General features: G+C 29.2%; 24 protein-coding genes, 2 pseudogenes and 1 riboswitch. Of the genes and pseudogenes, 8 read left to right on the forward strand and 18 right to left on the reverse strand.

The genetic code is table 11. From position 1 onward, the window contains the following. Nucleotides 1–25: 25 nt before the first annotated feature. From BN350_RS09905 to dcm, 5 genes are all read right to left on the reverse strand, one after another. On the reverse strand, nt 26–529 hold the full coding sequence (locus BN350_RS09905) for an O-acetyl-ADP-ribose deacetylase (RefSeq protein WP_028043460.1): 504 nt from the start codon (nt 527–529) through the stop codon (nt 26–28). A 12-nt stretch (nt 530–541) separates the two neighbouring features. Next, nucleotides 542–784 carry a DUF6429 family protein gene (locus BN350_RS09910; protein WP_196802960.1) on the reverse strand — a complete coding sequence of 81 codons (243 nt, stop codon included), beginning with the start codon at nt 782–784 and terminating at the stop codon, nt 542–544. 133 nt (nt 785–917) lie between these two features. Further along, nucleotides 918–3125: an AIPR family protein gene (locus BN350_RS18945; protein ID WP_231385263.1), complete on the reverse strand. Its 2208-nt coding sequence runs from the start codon at nt 3123–3125 to the stop codon at nt 918–920. Between the two features lies 1 nt (nt 3126). Beyond that, entirely contained in the window at nt 3127–4089 is a 963-nt protein-coding gene (locus tag BN350_RS09925) for an FRG domain-containing protein (protein ID WP_028043462.1), read from the reverse strand. 73 nt (nt 4090–4162) lie between these two features. Further along, entirely contained in the window at nt 4163–5419 is a 1257-nt protein-coding gene (dcm, locus tag BN350_RS09930; protein WP_028043463.1) for a DNA (cytosine-5-)-methyltransferase, read from the reverse strand. A gap of 143 nt (nt 5420–5562) precedes the next feature. On the opposite strand from dcm, the gene BN350_RS09935 reads away from it, so the two are divergent. Then, nucleotides 5563–7008, forward strand: a complete 1446-nt coding sequence (locus BN350_RS09935) for a Sau3AI family type II restriction endonuclease (protein ID WP_028043464.1) — start codon at nt 5563–5565, stop codon at nt 7006–7008. 13 nt (nt 7009–7021) lie between these two features. Here the strand turns inward: BN350_RS09935 and BN350_RS09940 are convergent, their stop codons facing one another. Then, nucleotides 7022–7447, reverse strand: a complete 426-nt coding sequence (locus tag BN350_RS09940) for a very short patch repair endonuclease (RefSeq protein ID WP_028043465.1) — start codon at nt 7445–7447, stop codon at nt 7022–7024. A 236-nt stretch (nt 7448–7683) separates the two neighbouring features. On the opposite strand from BN350_RS09940, the gene BN350_RS09945 reads away from it, so the two are divergent. From BN350_RS09945 to BN350_RS20635, 5 genes and pseudogenes are all read left to right on the forward strand, one after another. Beyond that, nucleotides 7684–9021, forward strand: coding sequence for a DNA cytosine methyltransferase (locus BN350_RS09945; protein ID WP_044600256.1), 1338 nt, complete (start codon nt 7684–7686; stop codon nt 9019–9021). After that, entirely contained in the window at nt 9018–10190 is a 1173-nt protein-coding gene (locus BN350_RS09950) for an MspI family type II restriction endonuclease (RefSeq protein WP_028043467.1), read from the forward strand. The genes BN350_RS09945 and BN350_RS09950 overlap by 4 nt, the downstream gene beginning before the upstream one ends. Nucleotides 10191–10257: 67 nt before the next feature. Continuing rightward, a complete protein-coding gene (gene rfbD / locus BN350_RS09955; RefSeq protein ID WP_028043468.1) occupies nt 10258–11100 on the forward strand; it encodes a dTDP-4-dehydrorhamnose reductase in 843 nt (280 codons plus the stop codon). Then, a pseudogene (locus BN350_RS18950) lies at nt 11100–12367 on the forward strand (dicarboxylate/amino acid:cation symporter). Before rfbD ends, BN350_RS18950 begins: the two are co-directional and overlap by 1 nt. Nucleotides 12368–12447: 80 nt before the next feature. After that, nucleotides 12448–13164 carry a hypothetical protein gene (locus BN350_RS20635; RefSeq protein WP_049945550.1) on the forward strand — a complete coding sequence of 239 codons (717 nt, stop codon included), beginning with the start codon at nt 12448–12450 and terminating at the stop codon, nt 13162–13164. 103 nt (nt 13165–13267) lie between these two features. Here the strand turns inward: BN350_RS20635 and BN350_RS09970 are convergent, their stop codons facing one another. After that, nucleotides 13268–13789 (reverse strand): YcxB family protein, encoded by a 522-nt coding sequence (locus BN350_RS09970; protein ID WP_028043469.1) that lies wholly within the window; start codon nt 13787–13789, stop codon nt 13268–13270. A 113-nt stretch (nt 13790–13902) separates the two neighbouring features. Here BN350_RS09970 and BN350_RS09975 point away from each other — a divergent pair, with 113 nt between their 5' ends. Further along, nucleotides 13903–14856, forward strand: a complete 954-nt coding sequence (locus BN350_RS09975) for an L-lactate dehydrogenase (RefSeq protein ID WP_028043470.1) — start codon at nt 13903–13905, stop codon at nt 14854–14856. Nucleotides 14857–14907: 51 nt separating this feature from the next. On the opposite strand, the gene BN350_RS09980 is transcribed toward BN350_RS09975, so the two are convergent. From BN350_RS09980 to BN350_RS09995, 4 genes are all read right to left on the reverse strand, one after another. After that, nucleotides 14908–15537, reverse strand: a complete 630-nt coding sequence (locus tag BN350_RS09980) for a lysoplasmalogenase family protein (protein WP_028043471.1) — start codon at nt 15535–15537, stop codon at nt 14908–14910. A 30-nt stretch (nt 15538–15567) separates the two neighbouring features. Continuing rightward, complete coding sequence (locus tag BN350_RS09985; protein ID WP_028043472.1) at nt 15568–16260, reverse strand: LrgB family protein; 693 nt, start codon at nt 16258–16260, stop codon at nt 15568–15570. Continuing rightward, nucleotides 16253–16606 carry a CidA/LrgA family protein gene (locus tag BN350_RS09990; RefSeq protein ID WP_028043473.1) on the reverse strand — a complete coding sequence of 118 codons (354 nt, stop codon included), beginning with the start codon at nt 16604–16606 and terminating at the stop codon, nt 16253–16255. Before BN350_RS09990 ends, BN350_RS09985 begins: the two co-directional genes overlap by 8 nt. A gap of 122 nt (nt 16607–16728) precedes the next feature. After that, complete coding sequence (locus BN350_RS09995) at nt 16729–17238, reverse strand: hypothetical protein (protein WP_028043474.1); 510 nt, start codon at nt 17236–17238, stop codon at nt 16729–16731. A gap of 144 nt (nt 17239–17382) precedes the next feature. On the opposite strand from BN350_RS09995, the gene BN350_RS10000 reads away from it, so the two are divergent. Then, nucleotides 17383–17946 carry a 3'-5' exonuclease gene (locus tag BN350_RS10000; RefSeq protein ID WP_028043475.1) on the forward strand — a complete coding sequence of 188 codons (564 nt, stop codon included), beginning with the start codon at nt 17383–17385 and terminating at the stop codon, nt 17944–17946. Nucleotides 17947–17974: 28 nt separating this feature from the next. On the opposite strand, the gene BN350_RS10005 is transcribed toward BN350_RS10000, so the two are convergent. From BN350_RS10005 to BN350_RS18965, 7 genes and pseudogenes are all read right to left on the reverse strand, one after another. Then, nucleotides 17975–19462 carry a Na+/H+ antiporter NhaC family protein gene (locus BN350_RS10005; protein ID WP_028043476.1) on the reverse strand — a complete coding sequence of 496 codons (1488 nt, stop codon included), beginning with the start codon at nt 19460–19462 and terminating at the stop codon, nt 17975–17977. A 74-nt stretch (nt 19463–19536) separates the two neighbouring features. Beyond that, nucleotides 19537–19705, reverse strand: a riboswitch (Lysine riboswitch). 52 nt (nt 19706–19757) lie between these two features. Continuing rightward, a complete protein-coding gene (locus BN350_RS10010) occupies nt 19758–20318 on the reverse strand; it encodes a hypothetical protein (protein ID WP_231385264.1) in 561 nt (186 codons plus the stop codon). 247 nt (nt 20319–20565) lie between these two features. Next, entirely contained in the window at nt 20566–21087 is a 522-nt protein-coding gene (locus BN350_RS10020) for a methyltransferase family protein (RefSeq protein WP_028043478.1), read from the reverse strand. A gap of 2 nt (nt 21088–21089) precedes the next feature. Continuing rightward, entirely contained in the window at nt 21090–21575 is a 486-nt protein-coding gene (locus tag BN350_RS10025) for a GNAT family N-acetyltransferase (protein ID WP_028043479.1), read from the reverse strand. Continuing rightward, the gene (locus tag BN350_RS18960; protein ID WP_044600257.1) at nt 21568–21987 is read right to left on the reverse strand and encodes a hypothetical protein; all 420 of its coding nucleotides are present in this window, start codon (nt 21985–21987) and stop codon (nt 21568–21570) included. The genes BN350_RS10025 and BN350_RS18960 overlap by 8 nt, the downstream gene beginning before the upstream one ends. A gap of 314 nt (nt 21988–22301) precedes the next feature. Next, nucleotides 22302–23342 carry a ribonucleotide-diphosphate reductase subunit beta gene (locus BN350_RS10035; RefSeq protein WP_028043480.1) on the reverse strand — a complete coding sequence of 347 codons (1041 nt, stop codon included), beginning with the start codon at nt 23340–23342 and terminating at the stop codon, nt 22302–22304. A gap of 13 nt (nt 23343–23355) precedes the next feature. After that, a pseudogene (locus BN350_RS18965) lies at nt 23356–23822 on the reverse strand (ribonucleoside-diphosphate reductase subunit alpha); the annotation flags it as partial.

Consider the following 23822-nt stretch of genomic DNA (forward strand, 5'->3'; position numbering starts at 1 on the left):
TGATTTCTATAGACATATCCATTTCCTATTCCTTAATCAGTTTTTGATAAGTCTGATATGTATAATCATCAAAGCAAACAATCTCTACACATTGAATATCATGATTGTCTTTTGCATATTCTTGAATTGTTTCAATCGCAACCTTAGCCGCCTCTGATGTTGGATAACGATAAGCCCCTGTACTAATAGATGGAAAAGCGATATGTGAACAATGATATTGACTTGCTAATGTTAAACATCTTTGATAACAAGACTTTAAAAGATTGGCTTCATTATGTTCTCCATCATAATAAACAGGTCCTACTGTATGTATGACATATTTTGCAGGTAACTGATATCCCTTTGTTATTTTTGCATCACCTGTCGCACAACCACCCAATGTTCTACATTCTTTTAAAAGTTCTGGTCCAGCTGCACGATGAATTGCACCATCAACACCGCCACCACCTAATAAACTATTATTTGCAGCATTGACTATAGCATCACACTTTATTTTTGTAATATCACCTTTTGTGATTTTGATTTCCATCTCTTTCATCTCCTATAAATCAATATTGTATTTTTGACACAGTTGTTTTGCGAGTTCTACGCCTTCTTTTGTTAAGCATACAGATTTATTATGTGGTTTCCCAACTGCCAACTCTTCATCATTTAATTGATTAAGAATATCAAAATCATAACCTTTCCATGCACTTCTGACATCTAATTCTTTAGCCATTTTATCATTATAAAAGCTTGTTAAATACATTAAAATAAGTGTTAATTCTTTTACTGTTTCATTCATAAAATTCATCCTCCATTTCATCATCCAATAAATCATGTTCTTCTAGATATTAAAAATTTCTAGCTTTTTTAATTTTTTTGTTGTTGTATTAGACTAAATTCTTGCAGGGTGAAAATAAAGTGAATTTACTTTTTCATTCAACCTCTTTATTAATAGAACAAGTAATAAGTTCATTTATTAAATCTTTGTTTGCCCAAAATGTTCTTTTCGTTATATTATTTCCATTAGAAAATTCAAATGTGTCACTTGCATTTATTGCTTTAGGACGAACATGGAAGTTTAATTTTTGACTTACTTTAGGAAACAATGTTTCATCACCTTTTTGAAACGCTTCTATTGTTTTATTGAATACGTTTCTACCATCTTCAATATAATCCTTAAACGTAAATTTTTCAATAAAATGTACCTTTACAATTTCTTTTTTATTGTCTTCTTTTACTTCATTATCTAACACAAATAAAGGAAATTCCTTTTCCAAAGATTGTTTAAATTTAGAATCATCAAAAACAATGTATTTATTGTCATATTCACTGTTTGTTTGATATATTTCAGAAAAAACTGATCCAGTAAAAGGGTACGCTTCACAACATTTTCCTGATATTCTGTTAATGACTCTGAAATTTTCTATTTGTATATTACATTTTGATAAATAATTTGATATTACCACTGAGATAGAGTACCTAGACTTAATATTATTTTGCAGATAAGCTAACAGTTGATTACAATCAAATTTTGATATTTTATTATTTTCATATGTTTTTTTCATTGAACCTTTGTTATCTAAGTAACTTTTAAATAAATCATCTTTTTTAAAATCATTTAATGTAATTTCATTGTGTGAAACTTTCTTCATGGATTTTACAAATTCATCAAAAGCTAAAAAATAATCTTCACTAGAATAGTCGTTATCTAATACATAAGATGTGAAGTAATTTTTTCCATATTTACAAAACACTACATCTTCTTCATTTAAATATAATTCTTCTCGCTCTTTTTTATAAGTTTTCCACCATTTATCTATTTCTCCTATAGTACGAAATTCTTTAAGTAATTCTTCACTTTTCCCATTAAATCTATCTACGGCTTGCTCTATTATAGATTTCAAGTCATTTTTTCTTAAATTCTTACTTCTCCCTGGTTGCTTAATACATATTAAGTATTTTTTTGCAAAATCAAGTGCACTATATCCTTGATCAAAAACAGAATTATACCCTTCAGGCACAATCTCTATGTTCTCCTTTTTTAGAATTTTATTTAGTCTTCTCGCTTCATCTGAATCCGCAATAATATGTTCCGGTAATATAGGAACCTGAGTATTCAATCCACAAGTAATAGGCTTAACATAATTCTCGTTTCCTTGAATAATTATCGATTTTACAAATATCGATTTTGATGCATCTTCCAAGGATTTATCAATATCTATGTTAATATTATCAAAGTCTTGAAATATACTTAAAAGTTCTAACTTTAATTCCTTAATACTATTATAAAATCCAGTTATAGTTTGTGCTCCATTGATGACACTAACATTTTTAGGATTTAAAACAATTTTCTTACCTATTCTTCCAAACTCTTCTTGATCATATGAAAAAATTGTTATTCCATTATGACAAAACCAAAACTTATTGGGAGAATTATTTACTAAAACATCCTTACTAATCCCAAGAAGTTCTTCTAACTGCGTTCTATCAATCTCAGTACGCAAAGCATTATATACGTGAACACACAAATATTTTTTAAATTCCTTTTTTATATCACTTATAGTTTTGTCTCCTTTGTTGCCCTTTCTAATATTTTTCTTAAACAAGTCATTACCAGTAACATTGAAAAGTTTTTTCAATTCATAAAATGAAATATTATATATGTATCCTTTTACATTTGAGGTATACGAATTCCTCTCGTCTAAATATTCTAAATAATTTACTTCATCATCTATATTTAAACTTATCTTTTGATTCAATTCCATATATATAGATATTTTAGAAGCAAATATATCCTTTAATCTTCTTCTTTCTTTTGCTGTTTTAAGCTTATCAAAAACAGATTGATAGAAATTCATTTCATCATCCCAATTATTAAAAATAATGACTGGAATAAAAAACACATCTAGAATATAATTTTTGGTATCAAGATCACGTTCAAATTTAAAATAATCTTCAATATCTTGCTTTTTACTTGCATTATATATCAAATAACGTTCAATATCAGACATATCATTTATAGCTTCAAACTCATATATAGTATTATTATCATCTAGGGGTGTAAGATTTAAAGAATCATAATCAGATAATAATCCTTGTCTTTCCACTAGCATGTCTATTGCATAATTTAACTCATCCATCTTATCTTCCTCCAAAATATCCATTAAGTAATTTAAATTTATAATCCAATTCTTTTAATAACCTCATTCTATCCACATCTGTCAAATTATATTGTTTCATAATATATTGTATGAGCTCATCTTTATCTTTTCTAATACGTCGTAGTTTATCTATTGAACTCAAATGAGTACTCATTGTCATTTCATATTTAACTTGTTGAATTCTATTTTCCATTTCATCTTGAACACTAAATTGTTTGATTTTGTATTCATTTTCAATAAATTTATTTCGAGCATATCTTGCAATTTTATCTTTTTCTGGAAAAAGAATTGCCTCATTTATTTTAAATACTTTATCTAAATCATCTATTATCTTTTCCTTATCAGATGCATTAATTTTCACAAAATTATAGTATACTTCATCTAATGGTGTAAATACCTGACTTGGGAAAAATATAAATCCTCCTTTTTGCGCTTTTATTCTTTCATTAGCATAATTTTCTGAGAATACGAGAAAATTTTTTTGAAACATAATATTTTCATTTACGTTTAAAACATTTTCATATAACTGTTCAATAAACCCTGAATGTGGGGAGTAATACTCTGGAAAACCAAAAACATAAAGATACCCATCCTTATCCGACGAATCCCTATCTTTACATGCAAAATATAATGCAACCAAGCAATCAAATGTTATATCCAACATTCGACTTAATGCAGCATAATGTTGTGTATCTGTAGCTTTATCTATCCATTTATCACTATCCTTTATCAAACCCAAATCACAAAAAAGATCAAACAAATAATTTTCTTTATAAATATACTCGTTTTCTCTAAACATAGAGGGCATTAACTTTGTATCTTCAAAATTTCTTGGTTCACCTCTAAAGGCAATTAATATTTTGTTCTTATAATGTTCGTAATATTTCTTTTCAAGTCTATCAATACATTCTCCAATTTTACCTAAATACCCAAAAATATCCATATTTCCACCTCTTCATACTCATTATTTTATAATATATATAAAAAAAAGACAAACAATTACAAATAAATTGTAATTATTCATCATTAACAATATCAGAAATAAAATATTCTAATTGTGCTATTATCCCTGTCACCAATGCATTTCCCATCATGAAGTAACGTCTTTTCTCAGGCATATCAGTTTTTGTCCAATCATCTGGAAATTCTTGCATTCTTTCTGCCTCTATTGGAGTTATAAATCTTAGTTTATGCAATTTTTCATCAAAAATTATATGTGTGCTTCTATTTATACTAGCTTCACTTGTCAACATTGTTCGACCAGGCAAATCAAGACTATCATAAGGTGACATGGCTCCTTCAGAATAAATATACTTTGATCCATCTGGTCTTGTTCTCTCTTTCTTTTTAGAATCACGAAGTTCTTTAAATTGATTTATTTGTTTCTGTGTTAAAATATATTTCTCTAAATCGCTTTGCTTGTCTAAAATATCTTTTAGTGGTGTATACTCGACAATCTGTGGGTATACTTTTTTTGACCAAACATCGCCATCTATCATTACACCTGCATTTTCAAATGTCTCTTTAAATATCCTTGTCATTTTAACTGTATCTTTGTAATGCTTTTTTCCAATACCAAACTCTTTTTTCTTGTTTTCTCTACTAGCATCTCTATCAATAGGAAATGCTCTAGCAAATACACCATCAGACAAAACTATTTCTTTTAATTCTGATTGCATAATAGTCGTGTTATATAGCATATCCTTTCTCCAAGCAAATATGTAAACTCTACGTCGTCGCTGTGCAAACCCATAATCTGCAGCATTAATTACACGCCATTCCACATTATATCCATAGTTTTCAAAAGTTCTCAGCATTATTCCAAAATCTCTCCCACGCTGTTTAGATGGTGATTTTAATAATCGATCAACATTTTCCAACAAAACAAAAGGTGGTTGTTTAATTTCCAGAATCTTTGCAATTTCCCAAAAAAGAACACCTTTTTTTCCTTCAATCCCTTTTTCACCTGACAATGTCCTTGCCACAGAATAGTCTTGGCAGGGAAAACCTCCAACTAGCAATGTATGGTTCGGAATTTCTGACTTATCGACTAATGAAATATCTACATTTGAATGATTTTCATACCCAAAACGTTTACAATAACAGTCAAAAGCATGTTGAACTTTAGTAGAGGGTTCCCATTGATTAGCCCATACAAATTCCCAATCTCCATTTTCTATTGCTCTTCCATTTTCATCAAATCCAGTTATATGATTTAATCCAACCCTAAAGCCACCAACACCTGCAAATAGCTCAACTACTGTTTTCTCCATCTATACCAATTCCTTTCAAAACATGTTATAATTATACAAATAAAACTATTCTGTAGCAAGAATTTTAAACTTTATTTTCATGAATATTTTTTAGTATAACATCTCTTTATGAAAAGATTAAGAAATAGGAGGAGAAAATTTTTATGGAAAATATTACATATGAGACGATTGAACAATTAATGGAAAAAGCATATGGAGCTATAGGCAAGAAAATAGGAGACTTAGATAAAAGCAATCGAATTCAAAATCAGAAAAACAAAGGAAATCTAGGTCAAATAATTGAAGAAGGTTATTTTGGATATGATGTCAATAATAATCAAGAAGCCGATTTTCCAAATCTAGGTGTCGAATTAAAAGTAACACCATACAAATGGGTAAATAAAAACAAAAAAGTTTCCGCTAAAGAGCGTTTAGTTTTAACAGATATAAATTATGAAAAAGATTATACTATGCAATTCACAGAAAGTCATTGCTATCAAAAAATGAAAAAAATATTAATGATGTTTTATGAACATGAGAAAGATAAATATAAGTACGACTATATTATATCACAAGTTTTTCTATATCAGTTTTCCCAACTCAGCGAAGAAGATCAGTTAATTATCTTAAATGATTATGAAACAATAATAAATAAAATCAAATCAGGAAATGCACACCTTATTTCTGAAAGTGATACTTTTTACCTTGGAGCATGCCCTAAAGGTGCAAATTCAGAATATAAAGTCCCTCAACCTTTCAATAGTATCAAGGCAATGAAAAGAGCTTTCTGTTTAAAAAATTCATATATGACTCAGTTGTTACGAAACCAGATATTTAACAAAAACCAAAATAGAGAAAGTTTTATTAAAGATATTTCAATTCTTCAACACAATACTTTTAAAGATATTATAGAAAATACATTCTCGCATTATGAAGGATTAACATTAAGTCAAATCGATAATAGTATTGGATTTAATGTGAATAGGAATTCAAAAAATTATTTAAGAGTCTACATATCTAAGATGATGAATATATCTGTAGATGCGAATAAACTTGATGAATTTGAAAAAGCGGATATTGTGGTTAAAACAATTCGCATAAACAAAAAAGGTATAATTAGAGAGTCAATGTCATTCCCATCATTTAGAACTAAAGAATTAATAGAAGAAAACTGGGAAACGTCTACATTGAGAAATCTTTTTTTAAGCAAAAAATTCTTATTCTGTATCTTTGATGAAATAGACGATACTTCTAAACAATACAAATTTAGAAAAGCGATGTTGTGGAACATGCCAGAAAATGATTTAGAAAATTATGTTTTTGACGTATGGAAAAAGACACAAGACATTCTAACTAATGGACTCCATTTAGAAATAAAAAAACAAAAAACAGGAAAAACAATAGTAACAAACAATCTACCAAAAAAAGGTGATAATTTAATCTTACATGTAAGACCTCATACACAAAAATCAGTTTATAAATTATTAAACAATGAAATCATAGGTGATGGTGATATTGAAAGGGATGGAGATTTATTACCAGACGGCATTATAATAACAAAACAAAGTTTTTTTATGAATAATGATTATATTCTAAAAATAATAAGTTAATAAATCAGTTATTCTATTTATAATCAGGATTTTTAATTTCTTCAATTAATTGTTCCATTCTATATTTAAATACATCATTAATCTCACATTCCCACACCACAATAACTCTATAATCTAATTCTTCCAATTGTTGATAATGCTTAATGTCATTATCAACATTTCTTTGTATTTTAGGTATCCAATAATCTTTTCTTGTTTTTGGTAAGGTAGCATGTTTACAATTATAATGATGATGCCAAAAACAACCATTCACAAATATTGCTACTCTATATTTTGTAATCACTATATCTGGCGTACCAGGTAAACTTTTATCATTTTTTCTATATCTAAAACCATGTAGATACAAATATTTTCTCACTTTTACTTCAATTGATGTGTTTTTCCCTCTAATATGTGACATAATTTTTGATCGTTTTTCCTGTGATATTTTATTTGTCATAAAAATTATCTCCTCTTCTTAATTTTATCATTTGTAATAAATAGCTCAATATATTTTTAATATAATAATTCAAATTTTTATTGTATTATGTTAAAATACTAGGAGTATCACGATATTGTTATAAACAAACATTTATTAAATAAATCATAGATTATAATTTGTTTATTTACATAGCTAGAATATCAGGTACAAATTCATAATTACTAATTTTAAATTAAATAAAAAGGAGAAAAAACATGATATACAAATATACTTCAATAGATTTATTTTCAGGTCCAGGTGGCTTATGTACAGGTCTTAAATGGGCTGGAATAAAACCACTTATTGCAATTGAATGGAGCTATTGGACAGTACAAACGTACGCTGCTTCACACAACGCAGATATTTTTGAACTTGATAAATACTTAGACAATACATTAGAAAATAAAGAATCTTTTTTTCTCCCTAATAACAAAACTTTACTAATATATGGTGATATTAACAAAGTAACTAATGATCTTATAATGAAAATTTTGAAAAAACGATTTAATGTGACCAGTGTAGATATAGTAACTGGTGGAGCTCCTTGTGAAAGTTTCAGTATGGCTGGAAGCCGAAAAGAAGATGATGAAAGAAATTCCTTATATAAAAACATTCTCAGAATTGCAAGAATCACAAATTCAAAACTTTTTTTATTTGAAAATGTAAAAGGTTTATTTTCAAAAAAATATAATGGGATAGTAGGAGAAATGTATAAAAAAGTTTGTGATGATTTTCAAAGCAAAATACCTAATATGACAAATTATAGATTAGTTACAAGTGATAAAACAACAGTGCTATTAAAAGCAAGTGATTATGGTGTTCCTCAATCTAGGGAAAGACTTTTCTTACTTGGAATAAATCAAAAATTTCCAAATGTCACTTTTTGTTATCCAAAAAAAACTCATGGCACTTCAAACAAAAAAACTGTAGTGACTGTTAATATGGCAATTTCTGATTTACCTAATTTACAACCTGGAGAAGAAAACAATCATTATTCTTTCAATATAAATGAAATAACAAATTTAGTACAAAAAAAATATTTCAGTTACATTCGCGGTAAAAATTCACAAATTCCTTCACATATTGCTTATGATCCATCTATTTTAACATGCCATAAAGCACCTGGTCATACTTTAAAGATGAGAAAAAGAATTACTTTGATTCGCCCTGGTGAAAACATGAAAACATCATATCAACGTTTAGTAAATGAAGGAAACGAAGAATTAGCTTTACAATATTTTCCTAAAAAAATATATGCTGCTCGTAATCGAAGATTACTGCCACACGAAACAAGTTTTACAGTTACATCACATTGTCTTGATGAAATGTTACATCCATTTCAAGATAGAGGTCTGACCCCCCGAGAGGTTGCAAGATTACAATCTTTCCCAGATTGGTATCAATTCCGTGGACCGTTTGTAAAATTTCATAGTGATCCCGATCAAGATTTATATGAACAAATTGGCGATGCTATTCCTCCTCTATTAGCTTATGCTTTAGGGAAGGAAATAGTTAAAACACTTAAACAAATATACTTGGAGAATAACTTATGAGTAATAACACCAAAAACATACACGGTTTCAATGGACAAAAAAGCCTAGAAACCTTATTAAACCAAGTTAAAGAAAAAGAATACATAAAGTACTACAAATATTCTTTTAAATGTGGATACCCAAATAAAGATAAACAATTTTACTTTCAATTTTTAATAGAGTTTTATGACAAAACAAAGTGGATAGTTCAGTCAACCACTTCAATAAGGGATCGGATTAACATACAGCAATGGCATAGTGAGCATCTAAAAATACTAAACAAAGAAATTACAAAAGCTTTTATCGTCTATCCTGACAATATACCTAAAAATGAAGATAAAATTGCCAAATCATATCATATAAAAATATGTCATAATAAGATACACTCTTCAATAGATGGCGTTATTAGTCAAACAGAACTTTTTAATTTGATAGAACAAAAAGCGTTATCAAACTCCAAAATCGGATATTCAAAATCAATAATCGGAATATCTTTTGAAGACAGAATAGTGCAATTACTAAATAATAAAGAAAATATGAATATTTGGAAAACAAACACTACTATCGCAACTGGATTATATTATTCTACATTTAAAATGATAATGAGAAAGCTGAATTTAAACCCAAAAGAAGTTGATTTATTACAAGCTACAAATAAAATTAAAGACATAGGGAAATTACCTTCCAACGGCAGTCCAAAAACTGATATTCTTTTATACATACATAAATCAAACGGAGAAAAAATTCCCATCACATTTAGTTGCAAAAGAAGTAGTGCTGAATGGGTCACTGTTCATCAATATTCTGCTAAGTGTTTTTGTGATATTTTAAATATTAGAGATGACCAATTAGTTAATAGTATTTATGAATTCCAAAGAGTTGGTAGTATTAAAAAATTTGGACAGCAGAATAGTGATTATTTATCTCAAGCACTTATTCCATATAACAGAATGTTAGAGCTTTGGGTTTATGGTGGTATTAATGGTTATGGAAATCCAAATATACAATGGGCTAAATATATTATTACATATAAAAACAATACTGATCAGTGTGAAATGTACTCTATAAATGAATACATAGATATAATTAATTCACAAAACATCAAAGGACATTTTAATACAATATTTAAATGGACATATGCATCTGGAGCCAAAGGAAAAAGTATACAGCTAAAAAGCAAAGTTCTATAAGTTCTTGTAGAAAAATGTATTTTCATCAGTTAATAATTATAAGATAACATTAAGGAGAATAAAATATATGTTAAAGGTATGGTTAAATGGATATAGTGGGCAAATAGGTCAAGCAATTAACAAACTATTAGATCCATTACAATATGAAATATTTTGTACTGATAAAGATGAGTTAGATATTACAAATGTTGATAGTGTTATGAGCTTTGGTGAAATCAACAGACCAGATATTATTATCAATTGTGCTGGGATGACAAATGTTGATGAATGTGAAGAGAATAAAGAAGAAGCATTTCGTGTCAATGCCATTGGAGCAAGAAATCTCAGTATTATTGCAGGAAAGATTTCTGCAAAACTTGTCCATATTTCTACTGATGATATCTTTAATGGTACAAAAGAAAAACCATTTGATGAATTTGATGAACCAAATCCATCAACAGTTTATGGGAAATCAAAATTAGCTGGTGAAAGATATGTCAAAGAATTTACTAGAAAGCATTTTATTATTAGAAGCTCATGGGTCTATGGTTATAAAGAAAACTTTGTTACAAAAGTCATTCGTACTGCTAAAAATGGAGAAGTGTTGAAAATCGCTAATGACCAATATGGATCACCAACAAGTGCCCATGAACTTGCTCAATTCATTCTTTATATTATGAATACGAATGAATATGGAACCTATCATATGACGTGTTTAGGTGTTTGTAGTCGTGAAGAATTTGCAAAAGAAATCTTAAAACAATGCAATATTGATGGAATAATCCAGTCTGTATCTACAAAGCAGGCAGATTTCACGAGTAAACACCCTTCTTATACTGTCTTAGATGATTTAATTTTAAGAATTCTTAATGATTATCAAGCGCCTACATGGCAAGAAGCACTTAAAGATTATTTAAAGGAGGTCAAATAGTGGAGAAAAAGAAACTTGGTTTAACTACAAAAATATTTATTGGATTAATTGCTGGAGCTATCTTTGGAATTCTCTTAAACTATATTGTTCCTCAAAGTGCATTTAAAGAAGAGATCATTATTAATGGTATATTGTATGTGATTGGACAAGGTTTTATTCGACTCATGCAAATGCTTGTTGTTCCTCTTGTCTTTTGTTCATTGGTTTGTGGAAGTATGTCTATTGGTGATACAAAAAAACTTGGAACAATTGGTGTCAAAACATTATTGTTTTATCTTGCAACGACAGCCATTGCGATTAGTGTTGCACTAGCAATAGCAAACCTTATCAATCCAGGAACAGGTTTAGATATGTCATCAGTGACTGCAACAACTTCTGCTGTCACTACAACAGAAACAGCAAGTTTTGTTGATACACTTTTAAACATCATTCCAACAAATATATTTCAAGGTTTAGCAAGTGGAACTATGCTACAAATTATTTTCTTTGCTTTATTGCTTGGGATTATCATTGCTAAATTAGGTGATAGAGTAGAAATTGTAGGTAACTTTTTTAGTCAATTCAATGATATTATGATGGAAATGACTATGATTGTTATGAAGGTTGCACCTGTTGGTGTCTTTTGTTTAATTGGAAAAACATTTGCTGGTATAGGGTTTGAAGCATTCTTACCAATGCTCAAATATATGTTGGGTGTCTTTTTAGCTTTAGGTGTTCAATGTTTTATTGTTTATCTAGGATTATTAAAACTCTTTACTGGATTGAACCCTATTATCTTTATCAAAAATTTCTTTCCTGTTATGGCTTTTGCCTTCTCTACAGCAACATCAAATGCAACAATTCCTTTATCTATTGATACTTTAGCCAAAAAGATGGGAGTATCCAAAAGAGTTTCTTCTTTTACAATCCCTTTAGGGGCAACCATTAATATGGATGGAACAGCAATTATGCAAGGTGTGGCTGTTGTCTTTGCCGCACAAGCCTATGGTATACTACTCACATGGACTATATTACAGTTATTGGTACTGCTACATTGGCTTCAGTAGGAACAGCTGGTGTTCCTGGTGTTGGGTTAATTACTTTAACAATGGTCTTTAATTCTGTTGGATTACCAGTAGAAGCAATTGCATTAATTATGGGAATTGATCGTATTTTGGATATGACAAGAACTGCTGTCAATATTGCAGGTGATGCTGTCTGTACAACAATTGTCGCTCATCAGAATAATGCCGTTAATAAAGAAACATATTATCAAACATCACTATAGCTTATGTGCTATAGTTTTTATATTTCCATAAAATGTAAATTCATGTATAATATAAGTAAATAAGGGAAGGAAGGAAATTTATGAAAAGAGTCATTTCAAAAGGGAAACCAGCAAAACAGATCAGAAATACCATCAAATTATGTCTTATCACTTTTCTTGTTGTGTGCTTAACAGGTTGTGGATCATCGCTTAATAGTGTACAAATTCATAGTGAAAACACAAATTTTGATATCAATCAAGAAGAAACACTATCACTTGATATTGATCCAAAAGATTCTGAATTAGATATGAATGATTTTCATTCTAGTGATGAAAATGTTGTTTCAATTAAAGATTTAAAAGATCAACAACTTATTATATCTTCTACTGACAAAGAAGGCTCAGTGACCATTTATTATGAAAAGGGAGATATAAAAAGCAATACAATTACAATTCAAGTCGTTGATAAACAAAAAGCCTTAGCAATTGCACAAGCTAAGAAAGAAGCAGAAGAAACCAAAAAAAAGGAAGAAGAAAAAAAGAAACAAGAAGAAGCTGAAAAAGAAACACAACAAAAACAAGCTGAGGAACAAAAGAAAAAGACAGAGTCACAAAAAAAATCTTCATCCTCAACATCTTCTCAGTCAAAAACTTCAACATCAAAAAGTTCAGATACAAATGGACAGATGGTTTATATTCCTAAAACCGGAAAAAAATATCATTCAAATTCGAGTTGCAGCAATATGAAAAACCCATCTTGTGTAACATTAGGCGAAGCGCAAAGTCGTGGATATACTCCATGTAAAAAATGTTACTAAATATAAAACAATAAAAATCAAATAAAAATAACAACCCCACCATTTTCATATATGGTGGGGTTCTCATTTTTACAGAATATACTCATTGATTCTGTTTCTTCAATTAATCATTTGGCCATTTCTTAATCTTCGTTTCCTTATTTTTTAAGAAATCAAATAATTCATTTTCTTTTATTTTTAATGCATCTTTTCTAATTATTGCAAACTGATTCTTTTTTCCAAATAAAGTATAAGTACTTTTTGTTTCTAAAATTCTTTTTATTTGTTCATAAGGCATCTTATTGTCAGTAGCCATATCACAATTACGAATTGTTAAAGCATCACTACCAAAAATCAATGTATATGTATTTTCTTCTTTATTTGTTTCTTCTTGCATTGTTTCAATAATATTTTTATATTTCTTTTCATCTAACCAATAAATCTCAAATAAACATAAAATAGCTAAAGCAATCAAAATAGCACCAAAGAGATAATCCTGATGCATAAAATTAAAAATTGATATGACTGCTGCAATAATGCTAGTCAATAACAACATATATTTTTGCCATGGAGAAATCCTATGCCATTTTAATTCTTTTAAAATATCTTTTGTGACAATATTGTGAGTAATCTGGATACGTTTCATTCTTTTTCCCCTTCCATATCTTAACAAAAGATCATTATCCTCTTCATTTATGACCTTTATATTAACTTTTCAATAATTTGTCTATAATAAAAGAAACTTATGGAGGTTATGCTATGAATATACAAAAAAGTAAAGTTGTTATTGTAGGAGCTGGAAATGTTGGAGTCAGTACTGCATTTTGTTTAATTAATCAAGGTTTATGTGATGAAATTGTTTTAATAGATGTTAATCAAGAAAAAGCTTTTGGTGAAGTTTTGGATTTATCACAAAGTATGGAATATATGAATCGAAATACCAGTGTCAAGTTAGGAACATATGATGACTGTTATGATGCAAATATTGTGATTATTACAGCAAGTGTTCCTGTTCATAATGCTGGCAATGATCGTTTGAGAATGTTAGAACCAACAAAAACAATTATGAAAAACATTATTACACAAATTATGAGCAGTGGTTTTGATGGTCATATTATCGTTGTATCAAACCCTGTTGATCTCATGACGTATTATGCATACAAAATATCTGGTTTACCTGCAAAGCAAGTCATTGGTTCTGGAACAACCTTAGATACAGCACGTTTAAAATATTTCATTGCTCAAAAAATTAATGTTGATCCCCGCAGTGTCCATGCATTGGTTATTGGTGAACATGGTGATAGTGAGATGATTCCTTGGTCAACTGTTCGTATTGGCGGAAAAGATATCTATAGTGTCGTCAGAGACAATGAAATGCGTATTGGCAAAAATCCCTATGAAGACATGCGAAAAGATACTATTCAAGCAGGTTGGGAAATTTTCAATCGTAAAGGAAATACATGTTATGGAATTGCTTCGAGTACAGTAGGAATTGTGAAAACAATCCTGCATAATGAAAATCGTATTCTTCCTGTGTCAACATTATTACAAGGAGAATATGGACAAGATCATCTTTATATCAGTGTTCCTGCTATTATTGATAAAAGTGGTGTAAGAGAAATTGTTGAATTAAATATGACAGGAGAAGAAATAAGAGAATTTCAGAAATCATGTAACCATCTCAAATCATTTTATGATTGTTTAGAAGATTAATAAAAAAGCATATTCTTGTATATACCTATACAATGATTATGCTTTTTTATTTTACATTAAACTATATGCAATCATCAGCAATCCACTATAATAACAAAATAAATTGATAAATTTTAATTGATTTTTATAAGAACACTCATAAAATTTATAAAACAATAAAATCAAATCTGATAATAAGTAAAGCAAAAAACCAATCATACAAGAAAAAAACATAGTAGAAGGCATAGCCAAATAAACAACAATACTCTTTGCAGCCACCCAAGCAATCACAAAAGTATAAATACGTACAGGAATCGCTAATTTTCCATAATCCATATGAGGTAAATAAGATAAAACAGTCAGTAATATCATAGAGAAGACTGGCAAAAGAAATTCTTCAATAGTTAATCCCTTATAATGTGAAAAAAACCATATAAAACAAAGATTCGCTATTAAAAACGTGATCAAACCATGTAAAAAATGATTTTCATAATGCGTTGCTAATATTACATCACCAATAAAACAACCAATAAGTCCTGGTAGAAGAATATATAAAATTGATACATGATTTGATATTACAGAGGCGTAAACTGCAATGCCAATAAAAGCCAGACTATTCAATGCTTTAAAAAGAATATAGTAACGACTTTTCAAAGACATAATCATCAAAAAAAAGAAAATAAAATATAAAATCAATATCATTATTCATCACCCATCCTTATTATATTCTATTTAAAACAAACTGGCTAGTAGTGGTGCTAAAATAACAGTAAAAATACCAGCAATGACAATTGATAGGCTGCTCATAGCTCCCTCAATTTCACCAAATTCAATAGCTTTCGCTGTTCCAATCGCATGTGAACTATTACCAAGTGCCAATCCTTTAGCAATAGGATGTGTAATGTGAAAAAAACGAAAAACAGATTTTGCAATCATAGCACCAAAAATTCCAGTCAAAATGACTATCCCAACAGTGATTGTTGAATTTCCACCAATCAGTTCAGAGACACCAATAGCTATGGCAGTTGTAATTGATTTTGGTAAAAGTGAAAATAATAATGTATCGCTTGCATTTAAGCATAGGCACAATAATACAATACTTATCATACCTGCTAAACAACCACTTAACAAACTCAATAAAATAGCATCTAAATGTTTTATCAAAATTTGACTTTGTTTATACAAAGGTACTGCAAGACAAACTGTCGACGGTGTTAACAAAAATGTAATCATTTGAGCCCCTTTATTATATGTATTAAAATCAATATCAAAAATGATTAAAACTCCAATAGATAAGAGAGCACTAATCAATAAAGGATTAAACAAAGGATAGGGAAATTTTTTACGAATTTGAACTGCAATCCAATATGAAAACAAACTCAAAACAATTCCAAAATACAATGTTTCTTGAAATATCTTATCCATGATTTTCTTTCCTTTCAATCATATACTGTGCAACTTTCCCCGTCACAACCATCACAACAATTGTACTGACAATCAATACCACTCCTATCACTAACAAATCCCCTAACATTTCATCACCGACATTCATCAAACTCACTGCTGCAGGGACAAACAAAACAGGCATAATCAAAATCAACCAATCCGCAACATCTTCAATATCTTTTAATTTTATCAGTCCAGTAAATAAACAAACAAGTAAAATCAATAATCCATATACACTTGCTGGTACTGGCAAAGGCAATAAACTTAACAGTTCTCCTATCAATGATATAAACATAATGATTAAAAACTGATGTATATATTTCATCTTCAATCCCCCTACTTCAACTTTTCCATTATAGCACTATTTTTATCACATCCCTATTGATTTTATACATTTCTTTTATGCAAGGAGAATTATAAAATAAAAATGAGGATTTTGTCTCCTCATTATTTATCAATAATATCTTTTTGAATTCTATTTGATTCAAGACCAGTTTCATTTTCTTTAGCTTCACCCTTTAAAATCACATCTTCAATACATTTTTGGATAAACCATTCATCAGAAATATAACCATTTAAATAAGCCTCATAATCAATATCATTTCTCTTTACATCATCTTTAAATTCAAATGTATAACTCTTATCTTTCTTTAACTGAGTAGCCATATTCTTATCAACACGTAACAAAAAAGGTGCACTTTGAAAAAATGAAACAATCAATGTTTTATAATTATCTTCTTTGAGTTCATAATCTTCTCCAATGTCATGAACATAAAGTGTAAAACTGCCAGAAATTTTTATATTAATTTTTCCTACGTTTTTTGTATAATTATCTAATTGTTCCTGAAGTGTCTTATTTTGCTTTTTCAATTCATCAATTTCATTGTTTTGAGAAGAGCAACCCATCAATCCCAAAGTAACAATAATACTTAAACAAATCAACATTATTTTCTTCATATGATGATCTCCTTTTTCTTTTCTTTATTATATCAAAACGATATGAAAAAAATGTGAAAGTTAATTATTTATAAATATGTTTTATTTTTATTGATTTTTATAACAATATTCGTTTTAATAGAAAGAGAAAGATACGGTGATATTATGGAAACTTATTATAGAAAAGCAAAAAGTAGAGGAAAATATGTCAAAAAGATTGTTGATGATTATTCTGTTCTTGACCTAGAAACAACGGGGTTATCATGGCAAAGAGATCAGATCATTGAAATTGGTATTATCAAAGTGAGAAATCAAAAAATTGTTGATAAATATGAACAACTCTTAGATCCTCAACGTGAGATTAGTCATTTTATTACACAATTAACAGGAATTGATAACAATATGGTATTTGGGATGCCAACTCTTTATGATATCATGGATGAAGTTATTCGTTTTATTGATGATGATATTATTATTGGCCATAATACGGCATTTGATTTAAGTTTTATTGCAAATCATTTTGGATGGAATATTGAAAATGAATATATGGATACTTTACAGTTTTCTAGAAAAGTCTATCCACAAATGAAACATCATCGTTTAACAGATATGGTAGAATTCCTCAATTTAACAAATAATGAGCATAGATCTTTAGCTGATTGTAGAGCAACCTATGAACTATATGAGCATTTAAAATCTATCATTATACAAAATCAAATAAAACTTTAAATCCTATGATTAATGTCATAGGACTTTTTCATGATAAACATTTTTTCATAATCACTAAAATCAACATCAATGTAACTAACCCACTTATAAATGTTAACAAGACATTTTGTGTAAGACCAGAAACAATATATCCAATAACACACGCAACTGCGACAATCATTGCATAAGGAAACTGAGTAGAGACGTGACCAACATGATGACATTGTGATCCTGCTGACGCCATAATCGTTGTATCCGATATAGGAGAAACATGATCTCCACAAACGGCTCCTGCTAAAACTGATGATATACAAATCACTAACATTGAATCTCCTTGGGCAAATATAGCTGTCACAATCGGAATAAGAATACCAAATGTTCCCCAAGATGTTCCTGTTGCAAAGGCTAGTCCAGCTGCAATAATAAACAAGCAAGCTGGCATAATCGTAAGACTGATCTGAAATTGTTTTAACATAGTCGTCACAAAAAGCCCAGCCTGTAAATGAGTAGAAACAATGTCCCCTAATGTCCATGCTAATGCTAAAATTGTCATAGCTGGAACCATCATCTTGAATCCAGTCGGCAAACATTCAGCAAACTCAGTATAAGTTAAGATATGTCGTGATAAATATAAAAAGAAAGTAAAAACCAATGTCAAAAATGATCCTAATACCAAGCCCATTGAAGCATTACATTTTGTAAATGATTCAATAAAAGGCACTCCCTCAAAAAAACCGCCTGTATAAACCATGCATGTTATACAACTAAAAATTAAAAAAAGTACTGGTAAGAGCAAATCTATAACCTTCCCCTTATCTGATGTATGAATAGTTCCTACTTCTTTATATTCTTCATTCCCATGATGTACATCACCATTTCTAGCTGATATTTCATGTTCTTTCATACTGCCTATATTCAAATCAAAACGAATGACACATAACACCATAACAATTGTTAAAAGAGCATAGAGATTAAACGGAATCGTTTGTAAAAACAATGTAAAACCATCTTCGTTAGTATATCCACTCACTGCTGCTGCCCAACTTGAAATAGGTGCAATAATACAGATAGGTGCCGCTGTAGAATCAATGATATAAGCAAGTTTTGCACGAGAAATACGAAATTCATCACAAATATCACGCATAACACTCCCAACTGTTAAACAATTGAAATAATCATCAACAAAAATTAAGACACCTAATCCAAATGTTGAAAGTAAAGCTCCTTTCTTATTCTTAATTTTTTGTGTTGCCCATTTCCCATAAGCACGACTTCCTCCTGCGCGTGTCATTAATGCAACAATTGTCCCTAAAAACACTAAAAATATAAGAATCCCAATATTCCAAGTATCTGATAAACTATTTATCATTGTTTGAAAAACTGTTTCAATTGCTATAATAGGTTGAAAATCAGATAATAATAATCCCCCTACAAAGATACCAATAAACAATGAAATATAAACTTCTTTTGTCTTTAATGCAATCACAATTGCCAGAATAGCTGGGATCAAAGCCCAAAATGTTCCAATAAAATTCATATATCCTCCTTTTTGTGATAAATGGCAAAAGAAAAAGCCTTGACTGGAAATCAATCAAAGCATCAAAAAACATTTGCTGAGATAGCCCTCCACATATTGTGACAGTGAATGATATATTCTATCATTCCCCAGCATTTTCACTATTGGCATCATGAAAATACTTCGGCAAATCACCCTTTTTTATAATCACTGTACCAAACATTATGATTATAGACTCATGATCATTGCACCTCTACCATTTATTCAACTTGTTTTAGTGTACATACAATTCATTATTCTGTCAACACTTATGTTTTTATTTTATATTCTTCATTGGCGATTGACGCGATTGCATTATCTTTTTCTCATCATCAATAAATAGAAAATCCTCAAAATTTTCAAACACCAAAATCAAATAAGGACTGATAGCCTGCCAACTATCAAAATCATTAATTATATCTTGAATATCTCCACAAGGGAATAATTCAAAAAGTTCAGAAGAACCACATAAAAAACAAATATAAACATTGAAATGAGTATTTATATCGTTAACATATTTCACTTCATTATTAAACAAAAGTTGAGAAATATCTAAACGATGACTTGTGATAGTAGGTAGACTTTGTAAAAATGTTTTTAATTTTATGATATCTTCTTTATCTGCAAACTGATACTGTTTATGAAAGTGAGGTATTTCTCTAAATATATGTTCCTTTTGAGCGTTGATTCTTGCATTATATATTTTTTGCCTTTGTTGCTGCTGTAATTGTTTTAATCGTATCTTTTTCTCTTCTTGCATCATAAACTCCTCACTCATAATATCATCTTCATACAAAGATGGGCATTCAATTTCAATCGTTTTTCCATTATCATACAAAAATCAATTCTCTGCATTCAATAAATTTTCATCAAACAAAGATTCATCAAAACCATCTTCACAAATCAATGCTTTGAAAAATTCCTTATACTGACTCATTAACGAATACTCTATGTAATCTCCACTTGTTTCAAACAGTTCACTATGGTACAGATAAACTTATGCTAACTTCTTATCTTTATACATTAATTCAACCATATTAATTTCATATCATCCTACCTATAATCAATTCATCTTTCATATTATTTTATAAATAACGTCTCACTTCACTCATATAATCTTTATATTGTTCTCCAAACTGCTGTAAACACCATCTTTCTTCTGAAAGAATAATCCAATGAGCAGATATTTGAAAAATTAGTACAATGACAAGCAGGAAAATCGATTGTGTTAAGAATACACAACCCATGAAATAAACAAAATAAGATAAATACATAGGATGTCGAGAAAAACGATAAATTCCATTTGTATTGATTTTTCCATCTGATGCAGATGCAAAATCAATAACAGAAAGTGTCAATAAAAACAAACCTAAACTATATAGAAAAAGTCCTAAATAAAATTGCCAGGACATATCAATTTTCACATTGAAGAAACATAGAAAGATAAAAATCATCATATTTGAAATCTGATAAATATAATAAGCAATCTTTTCATTATGAATCAATGGAGCAAAATAAGCAGCACGTTTCACAGCATCCTTATTTAAATATGACAATAGAGTGAACCTTATCAGAAAAAAGAGAATGAGTAATAAAAAAGCACCCATCATTATTCTCCTAATAATCTCTTTGCGAAATCTTTTTGCATCACATCATAACATAAATAATCCCCTGACTTTGTCTCAATAATATCTGTTTTTATAATCTGATACCCTCTTTTCAAATAGATAATTTTCGCTGGTAATGATGCATCTAATTGACAATTTTGATAATGCTTAGAAATGCATTCTTCTGCAAAATCCATGAGTTGCTTACCAAATCCTTTTCTTTGAAATTGTGGTAGAACAAACAAACGATTTATTTCGTTTCCTTTTATTGTAACTGTACCTACTGCATTTTGATAATTATCATATATTATATAAACCCCACCTGATTGAATATCCTGTAGAATATTTTGTTCACTATGATGAGTTATAAAAAATTCAACTGCCCCACTTGGATAATAACGTGGATAAATACTCTGAATAGTTTGTATAGTTATCTCTTTTATAAATATTACCTGCTTATCTTTAGCTTGTATAATTCTTTCATTCATTATATAATTTCTCCTCATTTTCTTTTTTGACCTTTTCTAAAAGTGTTAAACTTTCATCATATCCATTAATACATTCTCCTGTTTGACCATCAATCCATATAAAAGAAGATGAATGATAATATTTACACATGATTTTACTTATCTTTGTATTGATGATAAAGAAGTTATTTCCGACAAGTTCAATATTTGAATGACCATTATCATCTGTTATGATGTAACCACATATCCCTTTATCTGAACGGATAACCCAAATGACATTATACATAGTTGGAATATAATCAATAAGATATTCAAACAAGTTAATCATTGTCATCTTTTCATCAATAGTTAAACTCTTTTCATGCGGAAAGCAATCATCTCCCATACAGACACTATCACGATTAACTCGAATTGTTTTTGCTTTCATAATCATATATCCTCCAATATTTTCTAAGTATCTTATCATTCATAAATTTTACTTTTCCTTGTTATATAAAAGGTTATTATTATTTTATCATATTAAATACAGAAACCATAACTATTCTTCTTTTATAATGATAAAGATTAATACAGAATCTATTAATGAAAATGAAAAGAAGGTTCCTGTATTATATTATGTTAATTTTTCAAAAGACAACATCTAACAAATCACGGGTATAAAAAGTAAACATATAAAGACCTTATTGAAGATATCAAAAATAGTCAATACTCAAAAAGGTAATGACTATTTTTTGTAGCTATGTATTATTATAAATCATCTTCTAAAGCACTTGATTTCGCATAAGCACTTGAACGTGCTTCAAAGAAATCTGTTTTAATATCATTGGCATTACTATAAATGCTAACCCATTTCATAGATTCAGGTTCTTGCATGTAACCATCAAATAGTGGTTCAAAGTTTAAAGCTTGAGCACGGAAGTTTCCAAGATAGTGAATATAATCACTGACCATCTTCATTGTTAAACCTTCAATACGATCACCAAGCACATATTGTCCCCATGCAATTTCTTCCTCGACACCACGTTTCATCATATTTCTATAGACCTCTATTTTATCAGGAGTAAAAAGATCAGGTTCTTCCTTTTGAAGTTCTAGAATCATATTTCTAAATAACCACAGATGAGTATTTTCGTCACGATTGATATAACGAATTTCTTGAGCAGATCCTGGCATCTTCCCCATCCTTCCTAAATTATAAAAGAACATAAATCCTGAATAGAAATAAATTCCTTCTAATATATAATTGGCAATAACCGTCTTCATAAAATGAAAACTATCTTTATGTTCTAAAAATGCATTATACTGTTCTCCAATAAATTCATTTCTTTTTAAAAGATGTTCATCATATTTCCATTGATATAAAATTTCATCTCGTTCTATTGGTGAACAGATTGAATCCAACATATAACTATAACTTTGTGAATGAACTGCCTCTTGGAATGCTTGGATTGTTAAACATAAATTGATTTCGTTGGCAGTGATATACTCACCGACGTTAGGCAGATTTGCAGTTTGCAGAGAATCTAAGAAAACGAGAAAAGAAAGTATCTTATCATATGCTGTTTTCTCATATTCATTTAATAAGCGATAATCTTTAATATCCTGTGTTAAATTGATTTCTTCAGGAATCCAGAAATTATTCATTGCCTGACGATACCAATCACTCACCCAATTGTATTTCATATTGTTAAAATCATTAAGGTTTGTTGTATTTCCATTAATCATGCGACGCTTTCTCACGTCAATATCTCCAGATGCATTAAATAAAGCTTTACGTTTTAATTCCATTATATTTCCTCCCTTATGCACTACATGATTCACATTCTTCAACTTCTAAAGATTGACTACGTACATAATAAAGTGTTTTCACACCTTTTTCCCAAGCCAATATATATAAATCTAAAAGTCTTCTAAATGTAAATTCATTGGTTATATAAAGATTGACCGACTGTGATTGATCAATATGTCTTTGTCTCACTCCAGCTGCTTCAATCACCCATTTTTGATCAATATGATGAGCATTTTTATATAACCAGAATGTCTTCATATTTAAGTCAGGAGCAACTCTTGTTATCATACTGCCCTTCTTTTCTTCCATGAAAAATTTCTTCATAATAGGATCGACTGCTGCTGTTGTTCCAGCAATAATTGATGTTGAGCTTGTTGGCGCAACAGCTAATAAATAACCATTTCTAAGTCCATATTCATGAATATCATTTTGCAAGACTCTCCAAGATGAACTTTGATAATGCCTTTTTTCAAAGTAAG

It is taken from the genome of Candidatus Stoquefichus massiliensis AP9 (assembly GCF_000455285.1).
GTDB lineage: Bacteria > Bacillota_I > Bacilli_A > Erysipelotrichales > Coprobacillaceae > Stoquefichus > Stoquefichus massiliensis.